Source organism: Hansschlegelia zhihuaiae, from assembly GCF_004103825.1.
Classification (GTDB): domain Bacteria; phylum Pseudomonadota; class Alphaproteobacteria; order Rhizobiales; family Methylopilaceae; genus Methylopila; species Methylopila zhihuaiae.
Map to the genome: position 1 here is coordinate 108,548 of NZ_RYFI01000005.1, position 20,093 is coordinate 128,640.

At 69.2% G+C, this 20,093-nt stretch carries 21 protein-coding genes and 1 pseudogene; 6 read left to right on the forward strand and 16 right to left on the reverse strand.

Annotation, left to right across the window (positions count from 1 at the left end; genetic code table 11):
- The 6 genes from EK403_RS22270 to EK403_RS07120 all read right to left on the reverse strand — a co-directional run.
- Positions 1-652 (reverse strand): hypothetical protein (locus EK403_RS22270; protein WP_206659494.1); only part of this gene is annotated, 652 nt, incomplete at its 3' end.
- Positions 653-659: 7 nt separating this feature from the next.
- Positions 660-1,991, reverse strand: coding sequence for a Pvc16 family protein (locus EK403_RS07100; RefSeq protein ID WP_128776806.1), 1,332 nt, complete (start codon positions 1,989-1,991; stop codon positions 660-662).
- Positions 1,992-2,000: 9 nt separating this feature from the next.
- Complete coding sequence (locus EK403_RS22275) at positions 2,001-2,297, reverse strand: hypothetical protein (protein WP_164919527.1); 297 nt, start codon at positions 2,295-2,297, stop codon at positions 2,001-2,003.
- Positions 2,298-2,761: 464 nt separating this feature from the next.
- A complete protein-coding gene (locus tag EK403_RS07110; RefSeq protein ID WP_128776808.1) occupies positions 2,762-3,574 on the reverse strand; it encodes a hypothetical protein in 813 nt (270 codons plus the stop codon).
- A gap of 37 nt (positions 3,575-3,611) precedes the next feature.
- A complete protein-coding gene (locus EK403_RS07115) occupies positions 3,612-4,136 on the reverse strand; it encodes a phage tail protein (RefSeq protein WP_128776809.1) in 525 nt (174 codons plus the stop codon).
- A gap of 15 nt (positions 4,137-4,151) precedes the next feature.
- Positions 4,152-6,194: a phage tail sheath family protein gene (locus tag EK403_RS07120; RefSeq protein WP_128776810.1), complete on the reverse strand. Its 2,043-nt coding sequence runs from the start codon at positions 6,192-6,194 to the stop codon at positions 4,152-4,154.
- A gap of 468 nt (positions 6,195-6,662) precedes the next feature.
- On the opposite strand from EK403_RS07120, the gene EK403_RS22675 reads away from it, so the two are divergent.
- Positions 6,663-6,944 (forward strand): alcohol dehydrogenase catalytic domain-containing protein, encoded by a 282-nt coding sequence (locus EK403_RS22675; protein ID WP_428979582.1) that lies wholly within the window; start codon positions 6,663-6,665, stop codon positions 6,942-6,944.
- 205 nt (positions 6,945-7,149) lie between these two features.
- Positions 7,150-7,341: a hypothetical protein gene (locus EK403_RS22680; RefSeq protein WP_206659495.1), complete on the forward strand. Its 192-nt coding sequence runs from the start codon at positions 7,150-7,152 to the stop codon at positions 7,339-7,341.
- Between the two features lie 61 nt (positions 7,342-7,402).
- On the opposite strand, the gene EK403_RS07130 is transcribed toward EK403_RS22680, so the two are convergent.
- The 4 genes from EK403_RS07130 to EK403_RS07145 all read right to left on the reverse strand — a co-directional run bounded on the left by EK403_RS07130 (position 7,403) and on the right by EK403_RS07145 (position 10,938).
- Positions 7,403-8,341, reverse strand: a complete 939-nt coding sequence (locus EK403_RS07130) for a dihydrodipicolinate synthase family protein (protein WP_128776811.1) — start codon at positions 8,339-8,341, stop codon at positions 7,403-7,405.
- Positions 8,342-8,391: 50 nt separating this feature from the next.
- Entirely contained in the window at positions 8,392-9,177 is a 786-nt protein-coding gene (locus EK403_RS07135; RefSeq protein ID WP_128776812.1) for an SDR family oxidoreductase, read from the reverse strand.
- Positions 9,178-9,207: 30 nt separating this feature from the next.
- Complete coding sequence (locus tag EK403_RS07140) at positions 9,208-10,170, reverse strand: Bug family tripartite tricarboxylate transporter substrate binding protein (RefSeq protein ID WP_128776813.1); 963 nt, start codon at positions 10,168-10,170, stop codon at positions 9,208-9,210.
- Between the two features lie 66 nt (positions 10,171-10,236).
- Positions 10,237-10,938 carry a GntR family transcriptional regulator gene (locus EK403_RS07145; protein WP_128776814.1) on the reverse strand — a complete coding sequence of 234 codons (702 nt, stop codon included), beginning with the start codon at positions 10,936-10,938 and terminating at the stop codon, positions 10,237-10,239.
- A gap of 215 nt (positions 10,939-11,153) precedes the next feature.
- Between EK403_RS07145 and EK403_RS07150 the strand changes: the two genes are divergently transcribed.
- Together EK403_RS07150 and EK403_RS07155 are read left to right on the forward strand one after the other, a co-directional pair.
- Entirely contained in the window at positions 11,154-12,869 is a 1,716-nt protein-coding gene (locus EK403_RS07150; protein WP_128776815.1) for an IlvD/Edd family dehydratase, read from the forward strand.
- Between the two features lie 10 nt (positions 12,870-12,879).
- Positions 12,880-13,587, forward strand: coding sequence for a ribonuclease activity regulator RraA (locus EK403_RS07155; protein WP_128776816.1), 708 nt, complete (start codon positions 12,880-12,882; stop codon positions 13,585-13,587).
- Here EK403_RS07155 and EK403_RS07160 read toward each other — a convergent pair.
- From EK403_RS07160 to EK403_RS07185, 6 genes and pseudogenes are all read right to left on the reverse strand, one after another.
- Positions 13,584-13,913, reverse strand: a complete 330-nt coding sequence (locus EK403_RS07160) for a hypothetical protein (RefSeq protein ID WP_128776817.1) — start codon at positions 13,911-13,913, stop codon at positions 13,584-13,586. The genes EK403_RS07155 and EK403_RS07160 overlap by 4 nt on opposite strands.
- On the reverse strand, positions 13,910-14,251 hold the full coding sequence (locus EK403_RS07165; RefSeq protein WP_128776818.1) for a hypothetical protein: 342 nt from the start codon (positions 14,249-14,251) through the stop codon (positions 13,910-13,912). The genes EK403_RS07160 and EK403_RS07165 overlap by 4 nt, the downstream gene beginning before the upstream one ends.
- A complete protein-coding gene (locus EK403_RS07170; protein WP_128776819.1) occupies positions 14,251-15,840 on the reverse strand; it encodes an MFS transporter in 1,590 nt (529 codons plus the stop codon). The genes EK403_RS07165 and EK403_RS07170 overlap by 1 nt, the downstream gene beginning before the upstream one ends.
- Positions 15,841-15,905: 65 nt before the next feature.
- A complete protein-coding gene (locus EK403_RS07175) occupies positions 15,906-17,756 on the reverse strand; it encodes an amidohydrolase (RefSeq protein ID WP_128776820.1) in 1,851 nt (616 codons plus the stop codon).
- 190 nt (positions 17,757-17,946) lie between these two features.
- Positions 17,947-18,093: pseudogene (locus EK403_RS23725) on the reverse strand (DUF1427 family protein); the annotation flags it as partial.
- Positions 18,094-18,275: 182 nt separating this feature from the next.
- A complete protein-coding gene (locus tag EK403_RS07185) occupies positions 18,276-18,956 on the reverse strand; it encodes a hydrolase (RefSeq protein WP_128776822.1) in 681 nt (226 codons plus the stop codon).
- A 141-nt stretch (positions 18,957-19,097) separates the two neighbouring features.
- Here EK403_RS07185 and EK403_RS07190 point away from each other — a divergent pair, with 141 nt between their 5' ends.
- Both EK403_RS07190 and EK403_RS07195 read left to right on the forward strand, forming a co-directional pair.
- On the forward strand, positions 19,098-19,424 hold the full coding sequence (locus EK403_RS07190; RefSeq protein ID WP_128776823.1) for a winged helix-turn-helix transcriptional regulator: 327 nt from the start codon (positions 19,098-19,100) through the stop codon (positions 19,422-19,424).
- Between the two features lie 47 nt (positions 19,425-19,471).
- Positions 19,472-19,906, forward strand: a complete 435-nt coding sequence (locus tag EK403_RS07195; protein ID WP_128776824.1) for a GlcG/HbpS family heme-binding protein — start codon at positions 19,472-19,474, stop codon at positions 19,904-19,906.
- Positions 19,907-20,093 lie beyond the last annotated feature (187 nt).

Below are 20,093 nucleotides of genomic sequence, written 5' to 3' on the forward strand. Positions count from 1 at the left end.
GCCGCGCGAGGCTTTCGGCGAGCGCGCTTTGCGAGGCCGCAAGCGGCGCGCCGGCGACCCGCATGAGAGAAGCCGCCGCCCTCGGGTCGACCGCCTCGTCGCCCATCAGATAGCGGGCGATGGATTCGTCCAGCACGAGTGGCGACATGACGTCGAGGCCGGCGTCGGCGTCCGCGTCGATGAGGCCGAAGCGGCGGAGCGGCTCGGTCGGCCCGAAGGCGAGATGGGCTGACGCCGCGGGCTCCCCGGAGCGGACCGCCAGCAGGTCGACCGCGAGATGAAGCGGCGGACAGGAAGCCGCGCGGCCCGATACCTGCCCGAACCGGCGGGCCAGTCCTTCGTCGACCCGCGCGGCGAGCGCCAGAAGACAGACGTCCTCCTCGAAGGGCGACAGGCCGAAGGCTGCGGACATCCGGTCGATCGCCACCACGCCGCCGGAGGCGCGCAGCCGGTCGCGGGCGTCGTCATACGCGCCGCGCGCGTCCGCGACGCGCAGGCCCTCGGGCGTCGCCGCCCCTTCGTCGCCGGGCCTGGCGTCCAGCAGCGCGCCGATCCAGGCGAAGCCGAGCTCGGCGACGCGCCAGTTTCCGCCGGCCGTCGAGACGATCAAGGCCGGGTCGAAGCCGGCGACGGGGGCGGCGGCATCGCTCATCGCCGCCTCACGGGTCCAGCCGGAAGGCGAAGGCGTCGCGGCTGCGCGCGCCGTCTACCTCGACCGCCACGGGGTAGACGTCGCCGCCCGCCGGTGGATCGGCGAGCCGCGCCGCGGCCTCGGCGATCGGAACCTCGACCTGCGTCGCGGTCGGCGCGAGCCACGGATCGGCGCCGACCGGCGGCCGGATGCGGACCGCGGCGTCGCCGATCGTCACCACCGCCTCGCGCGCGCCGGACCGCCAGAGCCGGGCGCCGGTCACGCGCAGCACCCCGCCGGACGCGGCGCCGGGCGTCACGCCCGTGATCTCGGGCACCAGTTGCAGCAGCGCGACGTTGGAGGAGAAGTCGCGCGCCTCCTCGAACGCGTCGCCGCGGTCGAGCTCTCCGCCCTCCACCCCGTCGACCTCGCGCCGCACGACCACCCGCACCTCAAGAAGACCGGGCTGCAGCTGCTGAGGCGCCAGAATGGGGTTCAGCGGCCCGGTCGGATGGTCGAGGTCGTGGTCATAGAAATCATCGGGAAGCACGACGCGATAGAAGCCGTCGGCGCTCGGCGGCAGCCGGATCGGATCGAGCGCCCCGAGCCGGACATAGACCAGGGGGGCGTTGGCGAGCGCCGTCTCGATGGTGATCTCGTCGCCGATCCGCGCGCGCGTCTCGCCGGTCGGTTCGCCCGGCGCAGGCGTGACATAGGCCCGGACGATGACCGGTCGCCGCGCGGGCGTCGCCATGATCCGGCGCACGCCGACCGGCACGGGGCGACGGCGCGGCTCCGGCGGCTCGATCTGCACGACCTTCACCTCGTAGATCACCGTGCGGCGGAAGTTCTCCTCCGCCATCGCCGACCAGATCTTGCTCGTGTCGTCGAGATTCGCCGGGTGCAGCTTCGGCCGGATGCGCTCATATTCGGAGGCGAGCGACGGATCGAGCAGCGGGTCGCCGACCGTGCCGGCGGCCGGTCGCGTCACGCTCAGCGCATGGATCTGCGGCCCGAAGAAGTGCATCACGCGCATCGCGTCGCCGAGCAGCGTCTGGGCGTTCAAGTCCGCCTGAACGGAGGTCTCCTGCGCGCTGTGCGTGGTCATCAGGTAGCGGAGGTCAAGCGACAGCGGCGGCGCGCCGTAGCCGCTCGCCTTGGCCGCGGCGCCCGCCTCCTGATTTGCGAGATAGGGGTTCTCCAGCACCTGATAGAGGTAGAGGTTGACGCGCGCGCCTTCGACGCCGTCGACGTCGACGTCCGGCGGCGCGAGCGTGACCGCGGCTGGCGCCGACATGCGGTCGAGCAGCAGAGCCCGAAGGGTGCGGCTGACGGCGGCGATGGCGGTGTGGTCGGCCATGGACGCCGCTCAACGCCGTCCGCGCCGGGCGCCTTCATAGCCGGCGAAGCCTCGGATTCTTTCGACCCGCGCGAGCGCCCTCTCCTGCGGCGGCGGCGCCAGCGAGACCTCGATCCGGCCGATCGAGACATTGACCGGCGGCGGCGTGACGCGCCCCGTCGGCGGCGTGAGTGCGGGGGCCGCGACGAGCGGCGCGAACCGCGCCGTCTCGCGCTCGCGCTGCGGGGGGGCCGTCGGGGTCTCGACCTCGACGTCCGGGACTTTCCGGGCCGCAGGCGCGACAGCATCCGCCTGAAGGGAGTCCACGTCAGGCGCAGCGTCAGACCTTGCTCGTGCGGCGACTGGCCGATCGACGGCCGTGGGTCCGACGCGCGGAGCCGCGACCGCCCTGTCGGGCAGCGAAGGCGCCGGTGGTCGCGACGGCGCCGGATGGAGCGCTTCGCCTTCAACGCCCAGGACCGTCGGCGGCGGGGGAGACGAGAATTGCTTCCCGGCGATGTCGGGTCGGTCCGCCACGAGGCGATCCGGTCGCTCGGACGCCCGGCGCTCCAGGGCGGCCGGCGGCGCGGCGCCGGCGCCCTCCTTAGCGGTTTCCCGTGGGGCGGGCGGCCGCCCGTCCTTCCGAAGGACCGACGCGAACGAGTCCGGCGTTTCGATCTCCGGCTCGGCGGGCGCGGTCTCGAAGCGGGCGGCGGAGCGCGGGGTGAGCAAGGGCGCGCCCTCCGGCCTGAGCCCGGCGGCGCGCGCCGCGAGCGAGAGGAAGAGGTCGCTCACGCGCCATGCTCCCCGGCGAGGGCGAGATAGCGCAGCCGGCGGGAGCGCGGCAGATCGAGAATGTCCGCCTCGTTCCAATGATAGATCCGCGCCAGCCGGTCGACCTCGACGAAAATCTGGTCCCCTGCGAGCCCTCGCCCGCGGAGCAGCGTCGCGGCGTCGAGAAGCGCGTCGTGGGCCCTCGCGCAGTTGGGGCAGGTCATCGCGACCGAAATCTCGGCGTCCGGATCGCGTTCCTCGACGGCGCGCGCGAGCGCCGCCCTGGCGACGTCGCGTCGCTCGGGCGTCAGGTTCGGGGCTCCCGGTCCGCCGGCGGTCCGGAGGCAGCGATCGAGCAGCTCTTCGGCCGCGCCCGACGGATCGGAGGCCGCGAGCGCCGCGATCTCCTCGAGATCGCCGGCCAGCGGAAGCCGCCCGCGAAGGGACGGCGCGTCGCCCTCGATCGCGATGTCGATCGCTTCGGAGAAGCGGCCGCGCCTTTCGGCCTCGGCCAGAAAACCCGCAAGGTCGAGCTCGACCTCGACGGTCTCGCCGCAGCCCTGGCAGCGCGCCACCAGATCGGCCGCGCCGAAGGTCGCGACATAGACGGCGAGCAGTAGACGCTCGCGGTCGCCGAGGCTGAGGCGACGCACCGCGTCCCGGCCGATCGGCTCGCCGGAGCCCGGGTCAGCCGCCGCGAAGGACAGCACCGCGTTGCCCCACGCGGCCGGGCTCGGCGGCCGCATTTCGGCGACAAGCGCCTCCTCGCGGCCGGTGAGCGCGCGCACGGCGATTCCGCGCCCGCTGCTGAGCCCGACGACGACATGCATGCGTCACCCCTCGCCCACCGGATTCGGACCGCGCCGGTCAGTCGGGATTGTTGAAGGACGGCTCGACCGGCTCGGCGACCGAGACGTCGCGCTCCCAGCCCTCGTTCTCGATCTTCAGCGTCTGGATCGCGACAGCGTTGGCGTTGGCGTCGAAATCGGGCAGCGCCTGATATTCCGACACCCAGCACCGGTAGACATGATATGAGAGCACGGTCTGACCGGCCTCGTTGAAGATGTCGATGATGATGTCCTTGCGGAAATCCGCGAGCGAGGATTCGCCGCCGTCGCGGCCCCCAAAATTCCAGACCTTGTTGGCCCAGCGTTCGAATTCAAGGTCGTGGGTGACCCCGCGCTCGAGGGTGATCGCCTCGTATTTGCTCCGCCCGGGGGATTTGCGCGAGGTGCTCGGATCGCCGCCCTCGCGGTGCTCGACCACTTCGGTCGACCGCTTCAGCGCCGAGACCTTGCTGACGCCCGCGACGTAGCGGCCGTCCCACTTCACGCGGAACTTGAAGTTCTTGTAGGGATCGAAGCGACGGGGATTGGCCGTGAACTGCGCCATGCTCAGCTCTCCGCGCTAGACGTCCGCCCGGCGGGCGATCTGCTGGATCTTCAGGATGACGAACTCGGCCGGCTTCAGCGGCGCGAAGCCGACCTCGACATTGACGATCCCGCTGTCGATGTCCTGCTGGGTCGTGGTTTCGCTGTCGCACTTCACGAAATAGGCCTCGCGCGGCGACTTGCCCTGGAAAGCGCCCTTGCGGAACAGGTCCTGCATGAAGGCGCCGACATTGAGCCTGATCTGCGCCCAGAGCGGCTCGTCGTTCGGCTCGAACACCACCCATTGGGTGCCGCGGAACAGGCTTTCCTCGATGAACAGCGTGATGCGGCGCACGGGGATGTATTTGAAGTCCGACGCGATGACGTCGGCGCCGTCGAGCGTGCGCGCGCCCCAGCAGATGCTGGAATAGACCGGGAATGTCCGCAGGCAGTTGACCCCGAGGGGGTTCAGCACGCCGTTCTCCTGGTCGGTCAGCTTGTAGTCGAGCGTCACGACGTTGCGCAGCCGCGCCTCGGTGCCGGCCGGCGCCTTCCAGACGCCGCGCTCGGCGTCGGTGCGCGCCCAGAGGCCGGCGATCGTGCCGCAATTCGCGAGCGAGCGCGGCCGGTTGCGGTTGAGCGGGTCGGGAACGTTCGCGCGTGGGAAATAGACCGCCGAGTTGGGGTGCCGGAGCCCGGCATTGTCGTTCAGCCAGGTCTGCATCTGGTCGAGCGTGCGGACCGAGGCGGGAATGTCGGCGATCAGCATCGCGCGACGATCCCCGACGTAGGATTCGGCCTCGGCGTAGAGGCTTCGCATGTCGTCGGCCGACATGGTCGTGGCCTCGGGGATGCACAGGATGTTGAAGAGGTCGACGTCCTCGAGCGCGTACATGCCGGTCTTCGGACCGATCGCGCCCGCGAAGAATCCGACCGGGATCGGCCTGTGGGTCGTGCCCGGGGCCGGAGGGGTCCCGTCCCGGCCGCCCGAAAGCGCGCCTTGCTGGCGATTGATCACGGCTCCGGCGGACAGCCGGACCCCCGGCGCCGCGCCTGCGGCTGCGCCCGCGAACGTTATCGAGCGGGCGGGGTCGAAAGGCCGAGCGTCGCGCCCGAGCCTGACGAAATAGCGGAACGGCTCGGCCGTGGACCCGTCGCCCAGGAGCTGGACGCTGGCGTTCGCCAGCAGACCGCGCTGCGCGTCCGGCAGGCTGGCCGCCCGGCTGCGGATTTCCGCCTCGAGCAGGGGCCGCAGCCCGGCGTAGCTCGTCGGCGGCGCGCCCACATAGTCGAGCGTGCCGTTGATGATCGGGAAGCCCGACACGGTGACGTTGAGGGACGAGCCCGTCGGCGGAATCGAGACCGGGCTCGCCGGCAGGGCTGCTCCCAGCGTGCCGTGGGACGCCGGCCGCGGCCACGGCGAGCCGGGAGCCGGCGCGACGAGCGCCGGCATGCCGTCGCGGTCGAGCTGGACGAGAAGCGAGCCCTGGTTGACCACCTCCAGCGCATTGTTGGGAGTGTCTGGCTCCATCGTCAGATTGCGGAAGGTCTCGGTCCGCAACACGACGGTGCGGTCGCCGTCGAGGCGCACCTCCTGGACCGTCAGGTTGAACAGACTGGCCGGCGAGGCGGTCGCGTAGTCCGCCTCGAGGCGCAGGAAGTTGCCCCATGTCCCGGGATTGCGGGCGGCCTCGCCGCGGATGCGCCGGCCCGCCGTCGCGCGGAACATCTGCGCGCCGGCCGCCGGCTGGTCCTCCAGGATTGCGGACGCCGCGTTCGCGTTGGTGGGCGGCGCGGCCGCGGCCCCGGTGGCGGTGTCGGCGACCCGCACGACATGGGCCTCGGAGCCGCCGTTCAGGAAGAATTGCTGGATCGCGTAGCTGGTCTCGCTGTTGCGGTCGAGCCCGCCATATTCCCGCTCGAAGTCGCCCATCGAGAAGATCTGGACGGCCTCGTCGAGAAGTCCCCGCTGGAAGCTGCCGACAAAGGCCGCGACCGACGTCGCGACCCCGCGGATCGTCCGGACGCCGCTCGGAATTTCTTCGATATAGACGCCGGGGTAGGTCGGATTGACGGGCATGTCGCCCTCCGTGAGACCGCCTCGTGACACTCAGAGGCCGGCCGTCACGGATCGACGGCGGACGCGCCCCGAACGCGGACTTCGGAGGGCGCGCATCGCCGCGCCCCGCAAGGACCAAGGCTAGCCTTGTTCCTGACGTTCGGCAATTCGCGCGAAGCTTTCGCGGATGCTCCGGTTAACAAACTTCGGCGAGGCGGGCGCGCCGCGGATTCAAGGATCACCATCCTTCCCCGTCGCTTCGTCGGTCCAACTGAAAGAAAGCGGCAGGCGAAACGGTCGAGATGAGACCAGATCGCCTCCTTGGCGTCCGCGAGGTCGACCGCGAGCCCCGAAGCCCAGAAACACCTCATAGGCGGTCGTGAAGACGTGGAGGCGGTCGGCGTCTGCGGCTCCGACATGCACGCCTAGCACGGCCATGACGGCCGTCGGCCGGCGCCGCTGGTCCTCGGCCACGAGGCGGCGGGACGGATCGTCGTCTGCGGGCGCTGCGCGGCGTGCGAGAGCGGCCGGTCGCACCTCTGTCCGCGCCGCGAGATCCTCTCCATGCCCCCACGTCCGGGCGCATTCGCGGACTATGTCGCGGCTCCGCTCCGCAATCTCGAGCCGTTCCCCGACAATTTCCCGGCCGAGAAGGCGGCGCTCGCCGAGCCGGTCGCGGTCTCCTATCACGCGGTCAATCAGGGCGCGGCTGCCCGGCCGGCCGCTCTCGGGCGCGCGGACGGTCGTGTTCGGCGGCGGCGCTCGTGCTGAGCATGCAGGGCGCGGCGGAGGTTCATCTGATCGAGCCGAACGCGGCCCGGCGCGCGACCGCCGCGCGCAGCGGCCGGATCTGCTGCCACGCGCCCGGAGACCGGGGCGAGCCGTCCGCCGACAGCGCCGACCTTGTCGTCGACGCCGTGGGCGCGCCACTCGTGAGGCGGCCTCTTGATCGTGAAGCCCGGCGGCGTCATCGTCCGTGACGGGCTCGTATTGCTACACGGCCCAGGATTTCCGCGACGTGATCCAGGCGCTCGCCTCCGGCCGGCTCGGCGCGCTCGACTGGACGGAGAGCCGTGCTCTCGACGACGCTCCGGGCGCTTTTGCGGACATCGACGCGAACCGAGTCGCGGCGGCCAAACTCATCCTCCTCCCGCATCGCGGCGCTTGATGACGGAGGCGGCGCAACGCGGCGAGCCGGTTCGCTTCGCGCCGGATGGCCGGCCTATCGGTCACCGCCGGAACGCGTCCGCACGCGAGTCCACCCGCGCCACGCGCGACAGAAGGTAGTCGATCTCCTCGCGCGATTGGGCCGTGAGGCTCGCGGAGGGCCTGCGCTGCGCGTCCGAGGCCAGGATGCCGCGCCGCATCAGCACGTATTTGCGCGCCGCGAGGCCGAGCGGGCCCTGCTGCTGCTCGTAGCGCAGATAGGGCAGATGCGCGTCGAACAGGTCGTGGGCCTCGTCGCGCCTCGCCTCCCCCGTGAGCCGCACCACGTCGATCAGCATTTCGGGGAAGGCGTAGCCGGTGTTCGCGCCGTCGGCGCCGCGCTCGGTCTCGAAGTCGAGGAACAGGCCGCCATTGCCGACCAGGATCGAGACATGGCGCATCGAGCCGTCGCGCTCGAAGCCGCGCAGCGTGGTGATCTTGTCGAGGCCCGGCCAGTCTTCGTGCTTCAGCATCGCGCAGGCCTCGTTCTCCATGACGATCCGCCGGATCACCGACGGCGTCATGACGACCGAGAACGACAGCGGGTAGTCCTGGATGACGAAGGGCACGTCGGCGCCGATCGCCTCCGAGGCCTGCCGGTAATAGCCGACGATCTGGTCGTCGGTCCGGAGCGTGTTGGGCGGCGCGATCATGACGCCGGCCGCGCCGAGCTCCATCACGTCGCGGGCGAGCGCGCGCATCGCCGCGAAGCCCGGCGCCGTGACGCCGACGATGATCGGCTTCGCAAAGCGCTTCGCGACCGCCGCCACGATCGCCTTCGACTCGGAATGCTCGAGCTTCGGCGCCTCGCCGAGCTGACCGAGGATCGTGACGCCGTCGACGCCGATCTCGGTGAGCCAGTCGGTCATGCGGTCGAGCGAGGCCTCGTCGACGCGGCCGTCGGGGTGGAACGGCGTCGGCGCGATCGGCACGACGCCCGTGATCGAGCTCGTCAGGGCCACGGGGGCGGACTCCTCGGTGCGTTGTTCGTCGGGTTCGGCGCTGCTGCGCCTCAGATGCTCGGGATCAGTCCGCCGTCGACGCGGATGACCGAGCCGGTGACGTAGGATGAGCGCTCGCTCGCCAGAAAGGCGACGACGTCGCCATACTCCTCCGGCCGTCCGTAGCGCCCGACCGGGATCTGCGCGGTGCTCTCTTTCGAGACCTCCTCAACGGCGCGGCTTTCGCGCTTCGCCTTGGCCTCGTCGAGGAACAGGATGCGTTTTGTGGCGACCCGGCCCGGCAGCACGATGTTGACCGTCACGCCGTCGCGCCCGACTTCCCGGGCGAGCGTCTTGGACCAACCGACCAGGGTCGAGCGGAGCGCGTTAGAAACGCCGAGATTGGGGATCGGGGCGACGACGCCGGAGGAGGTCGAAGTGATGACGCGCCCCCATTTGCGCTCGCGCATCTTCGGCAGCACGCGATCGGTCAACGCGATGACCGACAGGACCATCGCCTGAAACTGCCTGGACCAGAGCTCGACGTCCTGTCCGGCGGCTGGCGTCGGGGGCGGGCCGCCGGTGTTGTTCACGAGCACCTCGACCGGACCGAAGCGCCGCTCGATCTCGGAGACCTGGGCCTCGATCGCGCCGATGTCGGCGAGGTCCCAGACGAGCGGCAGGCCTTCGCCGCCTGCGGCCCTGATCTCGGCGAGCGTCGGCTCGAGCGAGTCGGCGCTGCGGCCGCCGATCGCGACGCGCGCGCCCTCCCGCGCGAGCGCCGTCGCGATCGCCCGTCCGAGTCCGCCGCCCGCGCCGAGCACCAGAGCCGTCTTCCCCTTCAGTCCGAAATCCATGGGTTCAGCTCTCCTTCCTTCCGATCCGCTTCACTGCGGGACGATGCCGGCCTTCGTGACGATGTCCCGGTACTTGACCCGTTCCTCGGCTGCAAACTTCGCGAACTCCTCCGGGGTCATAGGAGCGGGCTCGGCGCCGATCTCCTTGAACTTCGCCTCGACGGCCGGCAGCGCGACGATCCGCTTCACGTCGGCCGAGATCTGGTCGACGATCGGCTTCGGCGTGCCCGCAGGCGCGAACAGGCCGTGCCAGGACTGCGCGTCGAAGCCCGGCAGCGTCTCGGCGATGGCGGGGATTTCCGGCGCGGATTTGCTGCGCTCCGGTCCCGTCACGCCGAGCGCGCGCATGGTCCCTGACTTCGCCTGCGGCAGCGCCGAAGTGATGTTGTCGAAGGCGAGGTCGACATGGCCGCCGATCAGCGCGGTCATCACCTCGTTCGAGGCCTTGTAGGGCACGTGATTGAGCTTCACCCCGGCCATAGCCTGGAACAGCTCCGCCGGCAGATGCGGCGCGCTGCCGATGCCCGATGATCCGAAATTGAGTTCGCCCGGATGCGCCTTGGCGTAGTCGATCAGCTCCTGCACGGTCTTGATCGGCAACTTGTTGGACACGACCAGCAGGCCCGGCACCTTGGCGAACAGGCCGATCGGCTGAAAATCCTTCTCGGCGTCGTAGCGCGGGTTCTTGTAGACGAAGGGCGCGATGGCGTGGGTGCTGGCCGTGCCGACGAACAGCATGTAGCCGTCCTTGTCGCCCTTGGCCGCGAAGGCGGCGCCGACGGTGCCGCCCGCGCCGGTCTTGTTCTCGACCACGAAGGGCTTGCCGTATTTCGCCTGCATGTCGTTGGTGAAGATGCGGGCGAACATAACCGTGGTGCCGCCGGCCGAGAACGGCACGACGACCGAAACGTCCCGCTTCGGCCAGTCGGTCTCGGCTTTCGCGGGAGCGGCGGCGAATAGCGCCGCCGCCGCGAGCGCGATCAGTCTTTTCATATCGATTTCCCTTTCGGCGTTTCCTTCTGGCGGCGCGCCCTCTGCCGGGGCGGTCCGCAAGCGACTTCAGCCCCGTCCGTTCCCGACCTCGACTGGAAAGCGCGGCGCGGCGGATCCGACGCGACCGAGATAGTCGGCCTTGCTGGTCTGGAGATGGTCGACGCAGAGCTGCGCCAGCGGCCAGCTGTCGCCGCCTCTGAGCAGCTCGATCATCAGCTCGTGTTCGCGGCGCGACCGTGCGAGGCCCTCCGGATCGGCGAGGTTCTTCGCGCGCATCGGCAAGGTCAGCGCCATGTAGTCGCACAGGGTCCGCACGAGGAAAGGATTTCCGCAGGCGGAGAACAGCGCGAAGTGAAACTCGTCGTTGATCTCGTGCAGAAGCCGCAAATCCGAGGCCTCCGCCGCGACGTAGCGGCTCTGGATATCGTGGAGCCTGTCGACCAGCGCTTGCGGGGCGGGCAGCGGCACCATCAGCGCCGCCTGGCGCGTCAGCATCTCGCGCACCTCGTAGATCTGGCGCGCCTCGTCGGCCGAATAGGACGCGACGGTCGCGCCGACATTCTTCTCCCGCCGCACCATCCCAGAGCGCTCGAGTTGGCCGAGCGCCTGGCGAATGAAGTGCCGGCTCGCGCCATGGCGCGCCATCAGGTTGTCCTCGACGAGCCGCGCTCCAGGCGCCACGCGGCCGAAGATCACGTCCTCCTCGATGGCGCGGACGAGCTCCTCGAACGCGAAATCGCGCGCGATCGACGGCGACGCCTCGCTCATGCGCTTCCCCGTCCGGCGCCCGATCGGCTCACGCTCATCATCCGGTTCATGCCGCGTGGCACGATGCCGATGGAGGTGGATATTGTCAATAATCCATGCCTGATGTGACCTATGATGGCTCGAAAGCACTAAACCGGACGGACTTCGTTGATAATCCGAGAGGGGAGCTGTATGGGGCTGGACAGTCGCGCGGCGATCCGCGAAGGGAAACGGCGATGACCAAAGGGCTGCGAAAAGGCCTGACGAGCTACGGGGACGCAGGCTTCTCGCTGTTCCTGCGCAAGGCTTTCATCAAGGCGATGGGCTATTCGGACGACGCGCTGTCGCGCCCGATCGTCGGGATCATCGACACCTACAGCGACTACAACCCCTGCCACGGCAACGTGCCGGCGCTGGTCGAGGCCGTGAAGCGCGGCGTGATGCTCGCCGGCGCCATGCCGATGGCGTTCCCGACCATCTCGATCCACGAGAGCTTCTCGCACCCGACCTCGATGTTCGTTCGCAATCTGATGGCGATGGACACCGAGGAGATGATCCGCGCCCAGCCGATGGACGCGGTCGTCGTGATCGGCGGCTGCGACAAGACGCTCCCGGCGCAGATCATGGGCGCGGTGAGCGTCGACCTGCCGACCGTCGTGGTGCCGGTCGGCCCGATGGTGGTGGGCCATCACAAGGGCGAAGTTCTCGGGGCCTGCACCGACTGCCGGCGGCTCTGGGGCATGCACCGGGCGGGCGAGTTGGACGAGGCCGAGATCGAGGCCGTCAATGGCCGCCTCGCGCCCTCGGTCGGCACCTGCATGGTGATGGGGACGGCCAGCACCATGGCGTGCCTCACCGAGGTCATGGGGCTTTCCCTGCCGACGAGCGCGACGATCCCGGCGCCGCACGCCGAGCGCATCCGCGTCGCCGAGGCGAGCGGGACGGTCGCCGCCCGGATGGCGGTCGCTGGCGGCCCACGCCCGAGCGAGATCCTCACGCCGGCCGCGTTCCGCAACGCAGCCGTGGTCCTGCAGGCGATCGGCGGCTCGACCAACGGCGTGATCCACCTCACCGCGATCGCGAACCGCACCCCGCACGGCTTCGACATGGCGGAGCTCGACCGGATCGGCCGCGAGGCGCCCGTGCTCGTCGATCTGAAGCCCTCAGGGGCCCATTACATGGAACATTTCCACCACGCCGGCGGCATGCCGAAGCTCATCGCCCAGCTTGGAGACCTGATCGATCTCGACGCGAAGACCGTCACCGGGGAGACGCTGCGCGACGTCGCGGCGAAGGCCGAAGACGTGTCCGGACAAGACGTGATCAGGCCGCGCGGGAACCCGATCAAACCCGAGGGCTCGATAGCCGTGCTGGCCGGCAACCTCGCGCCCCGCGGCGCGATCATCAAGCGGGCGGCTGCGACGCCGCGGCTGCTGCAGCACACGGGCCGGGCGCTGGTGTTCGAATCGGTCGAAGACATGGCGGCGCGCATCGACGATCCCGAGCTCGACGTCGAGGCCGACGACGTGCTCGTTCTGCGCAACACCGGCCCGAAGGGCGCGCCCGGCATGCCGGAGGCCGGCTACCTGCCGATCCCCAAGAAGCTCGGCCGTCGGGGCGTCAAGGACATGGTGCGGATCTCCGACGCGCGGATGAGCGGCACGGCCTTTGGCTCGATTGTGCTCCACATCACCCCGGAATCGGCCGACGGCGGTCCGCTTGCGCTCGTGCGGGACGGCGACCTGATCCGTCTCGACGTCGCGGGGCGCCGTATCGATCTGCTGGTCGACGACGAGGAGCTGGACCGTCGGCGCGGCGAACTCGCCAAGGCGCCGGCCCGAAAAATTCCCGCTCGCGGCTATGCGCGGCTGTTCGAGGACAACGTGCTGCAGGCCGACGAGGGTTGCGACTTCGATTTCCTGCGGGCCTCGGGCCCGAACAGACAAGCGTGAGGTGAGACAGATGGTCCTCGACCCTGCCGCGATCGAGACGCTCCGCGGGATCACGACCGCGACGATCACGACCGTCCTGCTCAAGAAGGGCTTGCGGAACGTCTGGATGCGCGGCACGCGGCCGCTAAAAGCCGGCCAGCCCCGCGTCGTCGGACCGGCCTTCACGCTGCGCTTCGTGCCGGCGCGCGAGGACCTCGCGACGCCCGCGAGCTGGGCCTCGCCGATCTCGACCCGCGCGGCGATCGAGGCGATGCCCGAGGGCTGCGTCGCGGTGGTGGACGCGATGGGCGTGAAGGACGCCGGCATCTTCGGCGACATCCTGTGCGCCCGGATGGCGAAGCGCGGGGTCGCGGCGCTGGTGACCGACGGCGTGATGCGCGACGTCGCGGGCGTGCTGGCGAGCGGCCTGGACGTCTGGTGCGACGGCGCGGCCGCCCCGCCCTCGGTCGCGGGCCTCACCTTCGTGGGCTGGCAGGAGCCGGTCGGCTGCGGCGGGGTCGCGGTGTTCCCGGACGACGTCGTGGTGGTGGACGAGGACGGCGCGGTGGTGATCCCGGCGGCCTATCTCGACCAGGTGCTGGCCGAGGCCCCCGAGCAGGAGCGCATGGAGGGCTGGATCATGGGCGAGGTCGAGCGCGGCGCCTCGCTCCCCGGCCTCTACCCCATGAACGACGAGACCAGGGCGCGCTACGCGGAGTGGAAGAGCGGCAAGGCTTAGCCCCTCCGCAAGCGCGTCTGTCGCGACGCCGCCGCGGCGGAACCGGACATCTGCGCGCCTGTCATGGTTCGTGTCACTGCGCCGCCACGGATGGCGTCCGCAGATGCACGATCAGCGGGAGGAGCGCGACGATGGGCGGAACGATCAAGCATCGAGATCAGTCGCTCGGAGCCGAGCGGCATGAGTTCCCGGCCGCCCCTGACGGTGACGGCGCCGGCGTCGCCGATCGGCAGGCGGAGATCGACGAAGGATTGGAGTCGATCGACCTTGGTCGCGTCCACGGGGCCCTCGTCGGCCCCGACGCCATGGGCGTCGGCGGCGATCAACTGACCGAGGGCCCTGAGCGGCCCGATGTGGACGTCGGCGTCGGCATGAACCGCCGCCAGAAGTAACCGTCGTCGGGAGCCGGGCCGTCTCCCGACAGATTGCCGCGGAACCCTTCATAGCGCAGCCGGGCCTCCAAGCCGAAGCTCGCCCATGCGGCTCCGCCCGCGGCGAGCGGCGCATATTTGAATGGCCGCCACCATGGTCCGCCGGGCGGCGCGGCGCGCAGAACCGACCAGTCTTCGTCGTAACGCCAGTTGGTCTGCTTGACGTCGGGAACCTGCGCGGTCGCGGCGAGGCATGTCGAGAGCCAAAGCAGGATGGCCGCCCGGACGCGCATCACAAGGGCTTCAGCAGGTGCCGGACGATGGGCGGCCCGTCGCCGACGTGAAAGGCGTTCAAAGCCTCCTGGTCGATCCGGTCGGCGTTGGTGATCCGTTCATGCTGGCGCTGATGCTCGAGCCAGCTTTCGACGACGAACTGCTCGACCACGCGTCCGGGCTCGGCCGCATCCTCCCAGACGTTCCATCGAATGGCGCCGTCGCGATGCCGGACGGATTTGAAGCGCTGCAGGGCCGTGACGAAATCCGTGATCCGTTCGGGCGCGACCCGGTACTCGATCTCGATCAGCACGGGCCCGCGATCGCCGGCCGGTTTGACGTGGACGGTCGGTTCGGCCCAGTGATGCGAGGGGCTGAGATCGATCTCGGCGCTGCTCGGCAGCGGCCAGATGCGGGCCAGGATCAGCCCCGCAGCGGCCCCTACGACGGCTGCGACCATCAGCGCCGTGGAGACGCTCGTCTGCGCCGCTAGCGCTCCCCACAGCACGCTTCCCGCGGTCATCGACCCCTGGAACACGAGGAGATAGACCGCGAGCGCCCGCGCCTTCACCCAGCCCGGAGACGCCGCCTGCGCCGCGACGTTGAGCGACGTCAGCGTCCCGATCCAGGCGAGGCCTGCGGTCGCCATCGCCGCGCCGGCGACCCAGGCGTTCGGCGCGAAGGACAGGAACGCGGTCGCCAGGGCGAACAGGAGAGCGGCGCCGAGCGTGACGGCGTTCGCCGGAACGCGCGAACGCAAGCGCTTCAACGCGAGCGCGCCCAGGATCGCGCCCGCGCCCATGCAGCCCAGCAGGGCTCCGTAGCCCGCCGCCTCGAGCCCGAGCTCACGTCGCGCGACCAGCGGAAGCATCGCCCACAGCGCGCTGCCGAACAGAAAGAACCCCAACGCCCGGACGAGCACCAGTCGGAGCGCGGAAGAGTGCCGCGCATACCGGTAGCCGGCCTTCAGAGCTCCGAAGAAATGCTCCGGCGGCAATGTCTGAACGGCGCCGGCGCGCCGCCATCTCGCCAACACGACGAGCACGGCGACAGTTGAAACCGCGTTCAGCGCGAAGACGGCGGGCGTCCCCGCCGCCGCGACGATCACGCCGCCCAGCGCCGGCCCGATCGCGCGCGCGATGTTCACGCCGAGACTGTTCAGAGCGACGGCGTCCGGCAGGTCCGGCTTCCCGACGAGCTCCGGGACGATCGCCTGGAGCACCGGCGCGCTGAGCGCCGCCGCCACGCCGAGGACGAAGGTCGCGGCGAGCAGCGCATAGGCGGTGGTGAGGCCCAGCGCCGTCGACGTCGCCAAGACGGCCGCCGCCGCGACGCTCAGCAATTGGGCCGCGAGCAGCATCCGCCGGCGATCGATGATGTCGGCGAGCGCTCCCGCCGGCAGCGCCAGCAGGAACATCGGCCCCGTCGTCGCCGCCTGGACGAGAGCCACCATCAGAGGGCTCGGCGAAAGCGACGTCATCAGCCAGCCGGCCCCGACGTCGTGCATCCAGGTGCCGACATTGGAGACGACCGTCGCGATCCAGAGCGCGCGAAAGACCGGATAGCCCAGAGGTCCGGAGCGTCTGGAGGCGTTCGCCTGATCCGTCATGCCCGGCCTGGCCGCTGCGAAAGAACCGCCGCAAGGAGGGTCGAGATGAGCCGCGGCGCCATGCGTTAGACGGCCCAACAGCCGCAGCCGAACGCGCCCCAGAAGGTCTGCACGTCGGCGGTTGGAACGCTCGCGCCGAGGGCGGCCGCGTGGTCGTGGCCATGGACCGCGCAGCGGTTCGAGCAGCCGCAATGGACCGACAGCTTGGCTTGCGCCTCCGGCGTCTTGTGATATCCGCCGAACGTCCGGACGGGCGACCAGTCCGGCAGCGCCGGCGGCAGCTCCGGCGCGAGCGGGGCGTGATCGCCCTCGCCATGGACGACCTTGCCGCCGACCACCGTCAGAACGGATCGCAGATGGACGATCTCGTCTTCCGGCGCCGAGAAATAGTCGTCCGACAGAACGGCGAGGTCGGCCAGTTGACCCGCCTTGATCTGCCCCCTCTTGCCGATTTCGTTGGAGAACCAGGCGTTGGCCTCGGTCCAGAGGCGCAGAGCGGCCTCGCGATCGAGACGATTGTGCTGAGGATAGAGGCGCAACCCGCCGACGGTCTTGGACGTGACGAGCCAGGACAACGAAACCCAGGGATTGTAGCTCGCCACCCGCGTGGCGTCGGTGCCCGCGCCGACCGGGAGTCCGGCCTCCATCATGCGCGCGATCGGCGGCGTCCGCTCGGCGGCTTTCGCGCCATAGCGCTCGACGAAATACTCTCCCTGATAGGCCATCCGGTGCTGCACCGCGATGCCGCCGCCGAGCGCCGCGATCCGGTCGATGTTGCGATCGCTGATGGTTTCGGCGTGGTCGAAGAACCAATGGAGTCCGTTGAACGGCACGTCGCGATTGACCTTCTCGAACACGTCGAGCGCGCGGCCGATGGTCTCGTCATAGGTCGCGTGGAGACGCCACGGCCAACGGTTTTCGGCGAGCAGCCGAATGACCGGCTCGAGGTCGCCCTCCATGCTGGGCGGCATGTCGGGGCGCGCGACGCGGAAATCCTCGAAATCCGCGGCCGAATAGACCAGCATCTCGCCGGCCCCGTTGTGGCGATAGGTGTCGTCCCCGTCTCCCGGCGAGACCTGCTTCACCCAGGAGGAGAAGTCCGCGAACTCGTCCTTTGGCTTCTGCGTGAACAGATTGTAGCTGATCCGGACGGTCATCTGCCCCTCTTTGTGCAGCCTCTCGATGACCTCGTAATCGCCGGGATAGTTCTGAAAGCCGCCGCCGGCGTCGATCACGCCCGTGACGCCCAACGCGTTCAGCTCGCGCATGAAATGCCGCGTCGAATTGATCTGGTGCTCGAGCGGCAGCTTGGGTCCTTTCGCGAGGGTCGCATAGAGGATCGTGGCGTTTGGCTGGGCCAGCAGCAGGCCGGTCGGCGCGCCGGATGGGTCGCGGACGATCTCGCCGCCCGGAGGATTGGGCGTGTCCTTGGCGTAGCCCACCGCCCGCAGCGCCGCCGCGTTGAGCAGCGCCCGATCATAGAGATGCAGAATGAAGACCGGCGTGTCGGGCGCGACGGCGTTGATCTCGTCGATCGTCGGCAGCCGCTTTTCCGCGAACTGATGCTCGGTGAAGCCGCCGACCACCCGCACCCATTGCGGCGCGGGCGTGCGGGCGACCTGCTCCTTCAGCATGCGCATCGCGTCGGCCAGGCTCGGAACGCCGTCCCAGCGCAGCTCCATATTGTAGTTGAGGCCGCCCCTGATGATGTGCGTGTGGCTGTCGATCAGCCCCGGGACGACGCGGCGGCCTTTCACGTCGATCACGGCGGCCTCGGGAGCCGCCGCTCTGACCTCGGCCTCCGATCCCACCTGCAGAAATTGTCCGTCGCGGATCGCGACGGCTTCGGCGGCGGGGTTCTGCCGGTCGAGCGTCGTCACTTTGGCGTTGACCAGGATCAGATCGGAGTTTCCCATGGAGCGCTCCCTGGCGTCTGCTCGGATTGGCGATGCGAGCGCGGCCGCCGCTGCGCCGGCCAGCGTCTCTCGTCGGCTTAGCCAGCTCACGACAGATCCTCGCCTCGGCTGTCTCGGTTGTGGGGCAAGCTTCCCAGAACGTGCTCCGTGCAACCCGTTCTCATGAAGGCCGCGACGTTTTCGCCGGCGAAAGGCGTTTGGCGATCGGCACGACTTGCTCTCCCAGCAAAATGCCGAGCCGGGCGACGACCGGCGGCGCCGGCGAGCGGACGCCGATCAGGCTATAGACAATCCCGACGAGAAGGCCGGCGCCGAGCGACAGAAGATAGATCTTCACGCGGCTAACTCCTTCCAGAGATCATGGTGACCAACAGGAACCGACGAGCCTCGATTCGGCGGAGGTCCGGCCTGTGAAACGGCGGAGGCGGAGCCGTCGACCGGATGTCCGGGTCCCAAGGACCGTGGTCGCGGCCGGAACGCCGCCCCGCGGCTCCGCCGCAGGGCGGCCCAGGGCGGGCCTTACGAGGCGGCGACCGGCGCCAGCCGCTCCCCGTGTTTGACGCGCTCGGGGGCCTTGTGAACCATCGTGTAAGCGTAATCGACGCCCATCCCGTAGGCGCCCGAATGCTCCTTCACGATCGCCATGACGGCCTCATAGGTCTCGCGCCGGGCCCAATCGCGCTGCCATTCGAGCATGACCTGCTGCCAGGTGACCGGAACCACTCCGGCCTGGATCATCCGCTGCATTGAATAGTCGTGGGCGTCGACGGACGTGCCGCCCGACGCGTCCGCCACCATGTAGATTTCGTAGTCGGCGTCGTGCATGGCGGACAGGGCGAAGCTGTTGTTGCACACCTCGGTCCACAGACCGGATACGACCACCTTCTTCTTGCCGTTCTTGGCGAGAGCGTCGCGCACCTTCTGGTCATCCCAGGAATTCATCGACGTCCGCTCGAGCAGCGGATGCTCAGGAAACACCGCCAGAAGCTCAGGATAGGTGTGACCTGAGAAGCTTTCCGTCTCGACCGTCGTGATCACCGTCGGAATATTGAAGACTTTGGCGGCCTTCGCCAAAGCGACGACATTGTTCTTGAGCACCTGACGATCAAGGGATTGCACCCCAAACGCCATCTGAGGCTGCTGATCAATAAATATCAGCTGACAGTTATGCGGGGTGAGAAGTTCGGTTTTTCCTGACATTTTTATGTCGCCTCCTCAGAATTTCTATGCAAATGCAGATTTTGCGGCGCGCGCTTGGCGACATTGGCAGGATGGCCTCTGGGCGTAAAGTATGCACCAAAAGGTTCGTAAGGAACCGAAAGTATCCGCTGGAAAGAGACGATGCTCGAGATCGCCAAAGGGTGCCCGCTGGATCGCACGCTGCGTCTGCTGTCCGGCGAGTGGACGGTCCACCTCCTGTGGGCGCTCAGCAGCAACGGACCGACCAGGCATGGCGAACTCCGGCGCCTGGTCGAAGGAATCTCGTCGAAGGTTCTGACCCAGAAGCTGCGCGCCCTGGAGGCCTCGGGAATCGTGTTTCGAAGCTATGAAGCGACCGTGCCGCCGAAGGTCACATATGGGTTGACGGAACAGGGTCAGAAGGTTGATCGCGTGCTGCGGTCGATCGAGGAGTTGGCCGTGGAATGGCAGCCCGCCGCCTCCTCGTGAGCCCGGCGGCCGCGAGCCGAAGCGACTCGTCAAAGGAGAAATCTGCAATGCATGTCACGATCGAGAACGCCGGAGCGGCGATCAAGGCGGCGATCGAGAAAGCCAAGGCCATCGACACTTTCATGTGCGTCGCGGTGGTCGACTCCGGCGCCGACCTGAAGGCTTTCCATCGTATGGACGACGCCTGGGTCGGCAGCATCGACATCGCGATCAAGAAGGCGAAGACCGCCGTCTTCTTCGGCATGCCGACGGGCGAGATCGGCAAGCTGTCGCAGCCTGGCGGCCCGCTCTTCGGCATCGAGCATTCGAATGGCGGCCTGATCACCTTCCCGGGAGGTCTGCCGATCGTCGACAAGGACGGCGTGATGATCGGCGCGATCGGCGTCAGCGGCAGTTCGGTCGACAACGACCACACAGTCGCGACGGCCGGCGCGAAGGCGCTCGGAACCTGGGAGCTGCCCGCCCATCCCTGGCGAACCTGACGCAAGCGAGCGCGACGATGACCTGCCCCCCCTGCCCCAACGCTCCAATCGGAGGCGCGGACGCGGTCGACGCGATCGAGACCCTGATCGTTCCGCGCGTTGGACTCGGCGTGATGGTCGTCCGGGCCGCCTTGCCTTCGACCAAGCGCAGGATCGTCCAGTCGCTGCCGCGGGGGGGGGGGGGGCC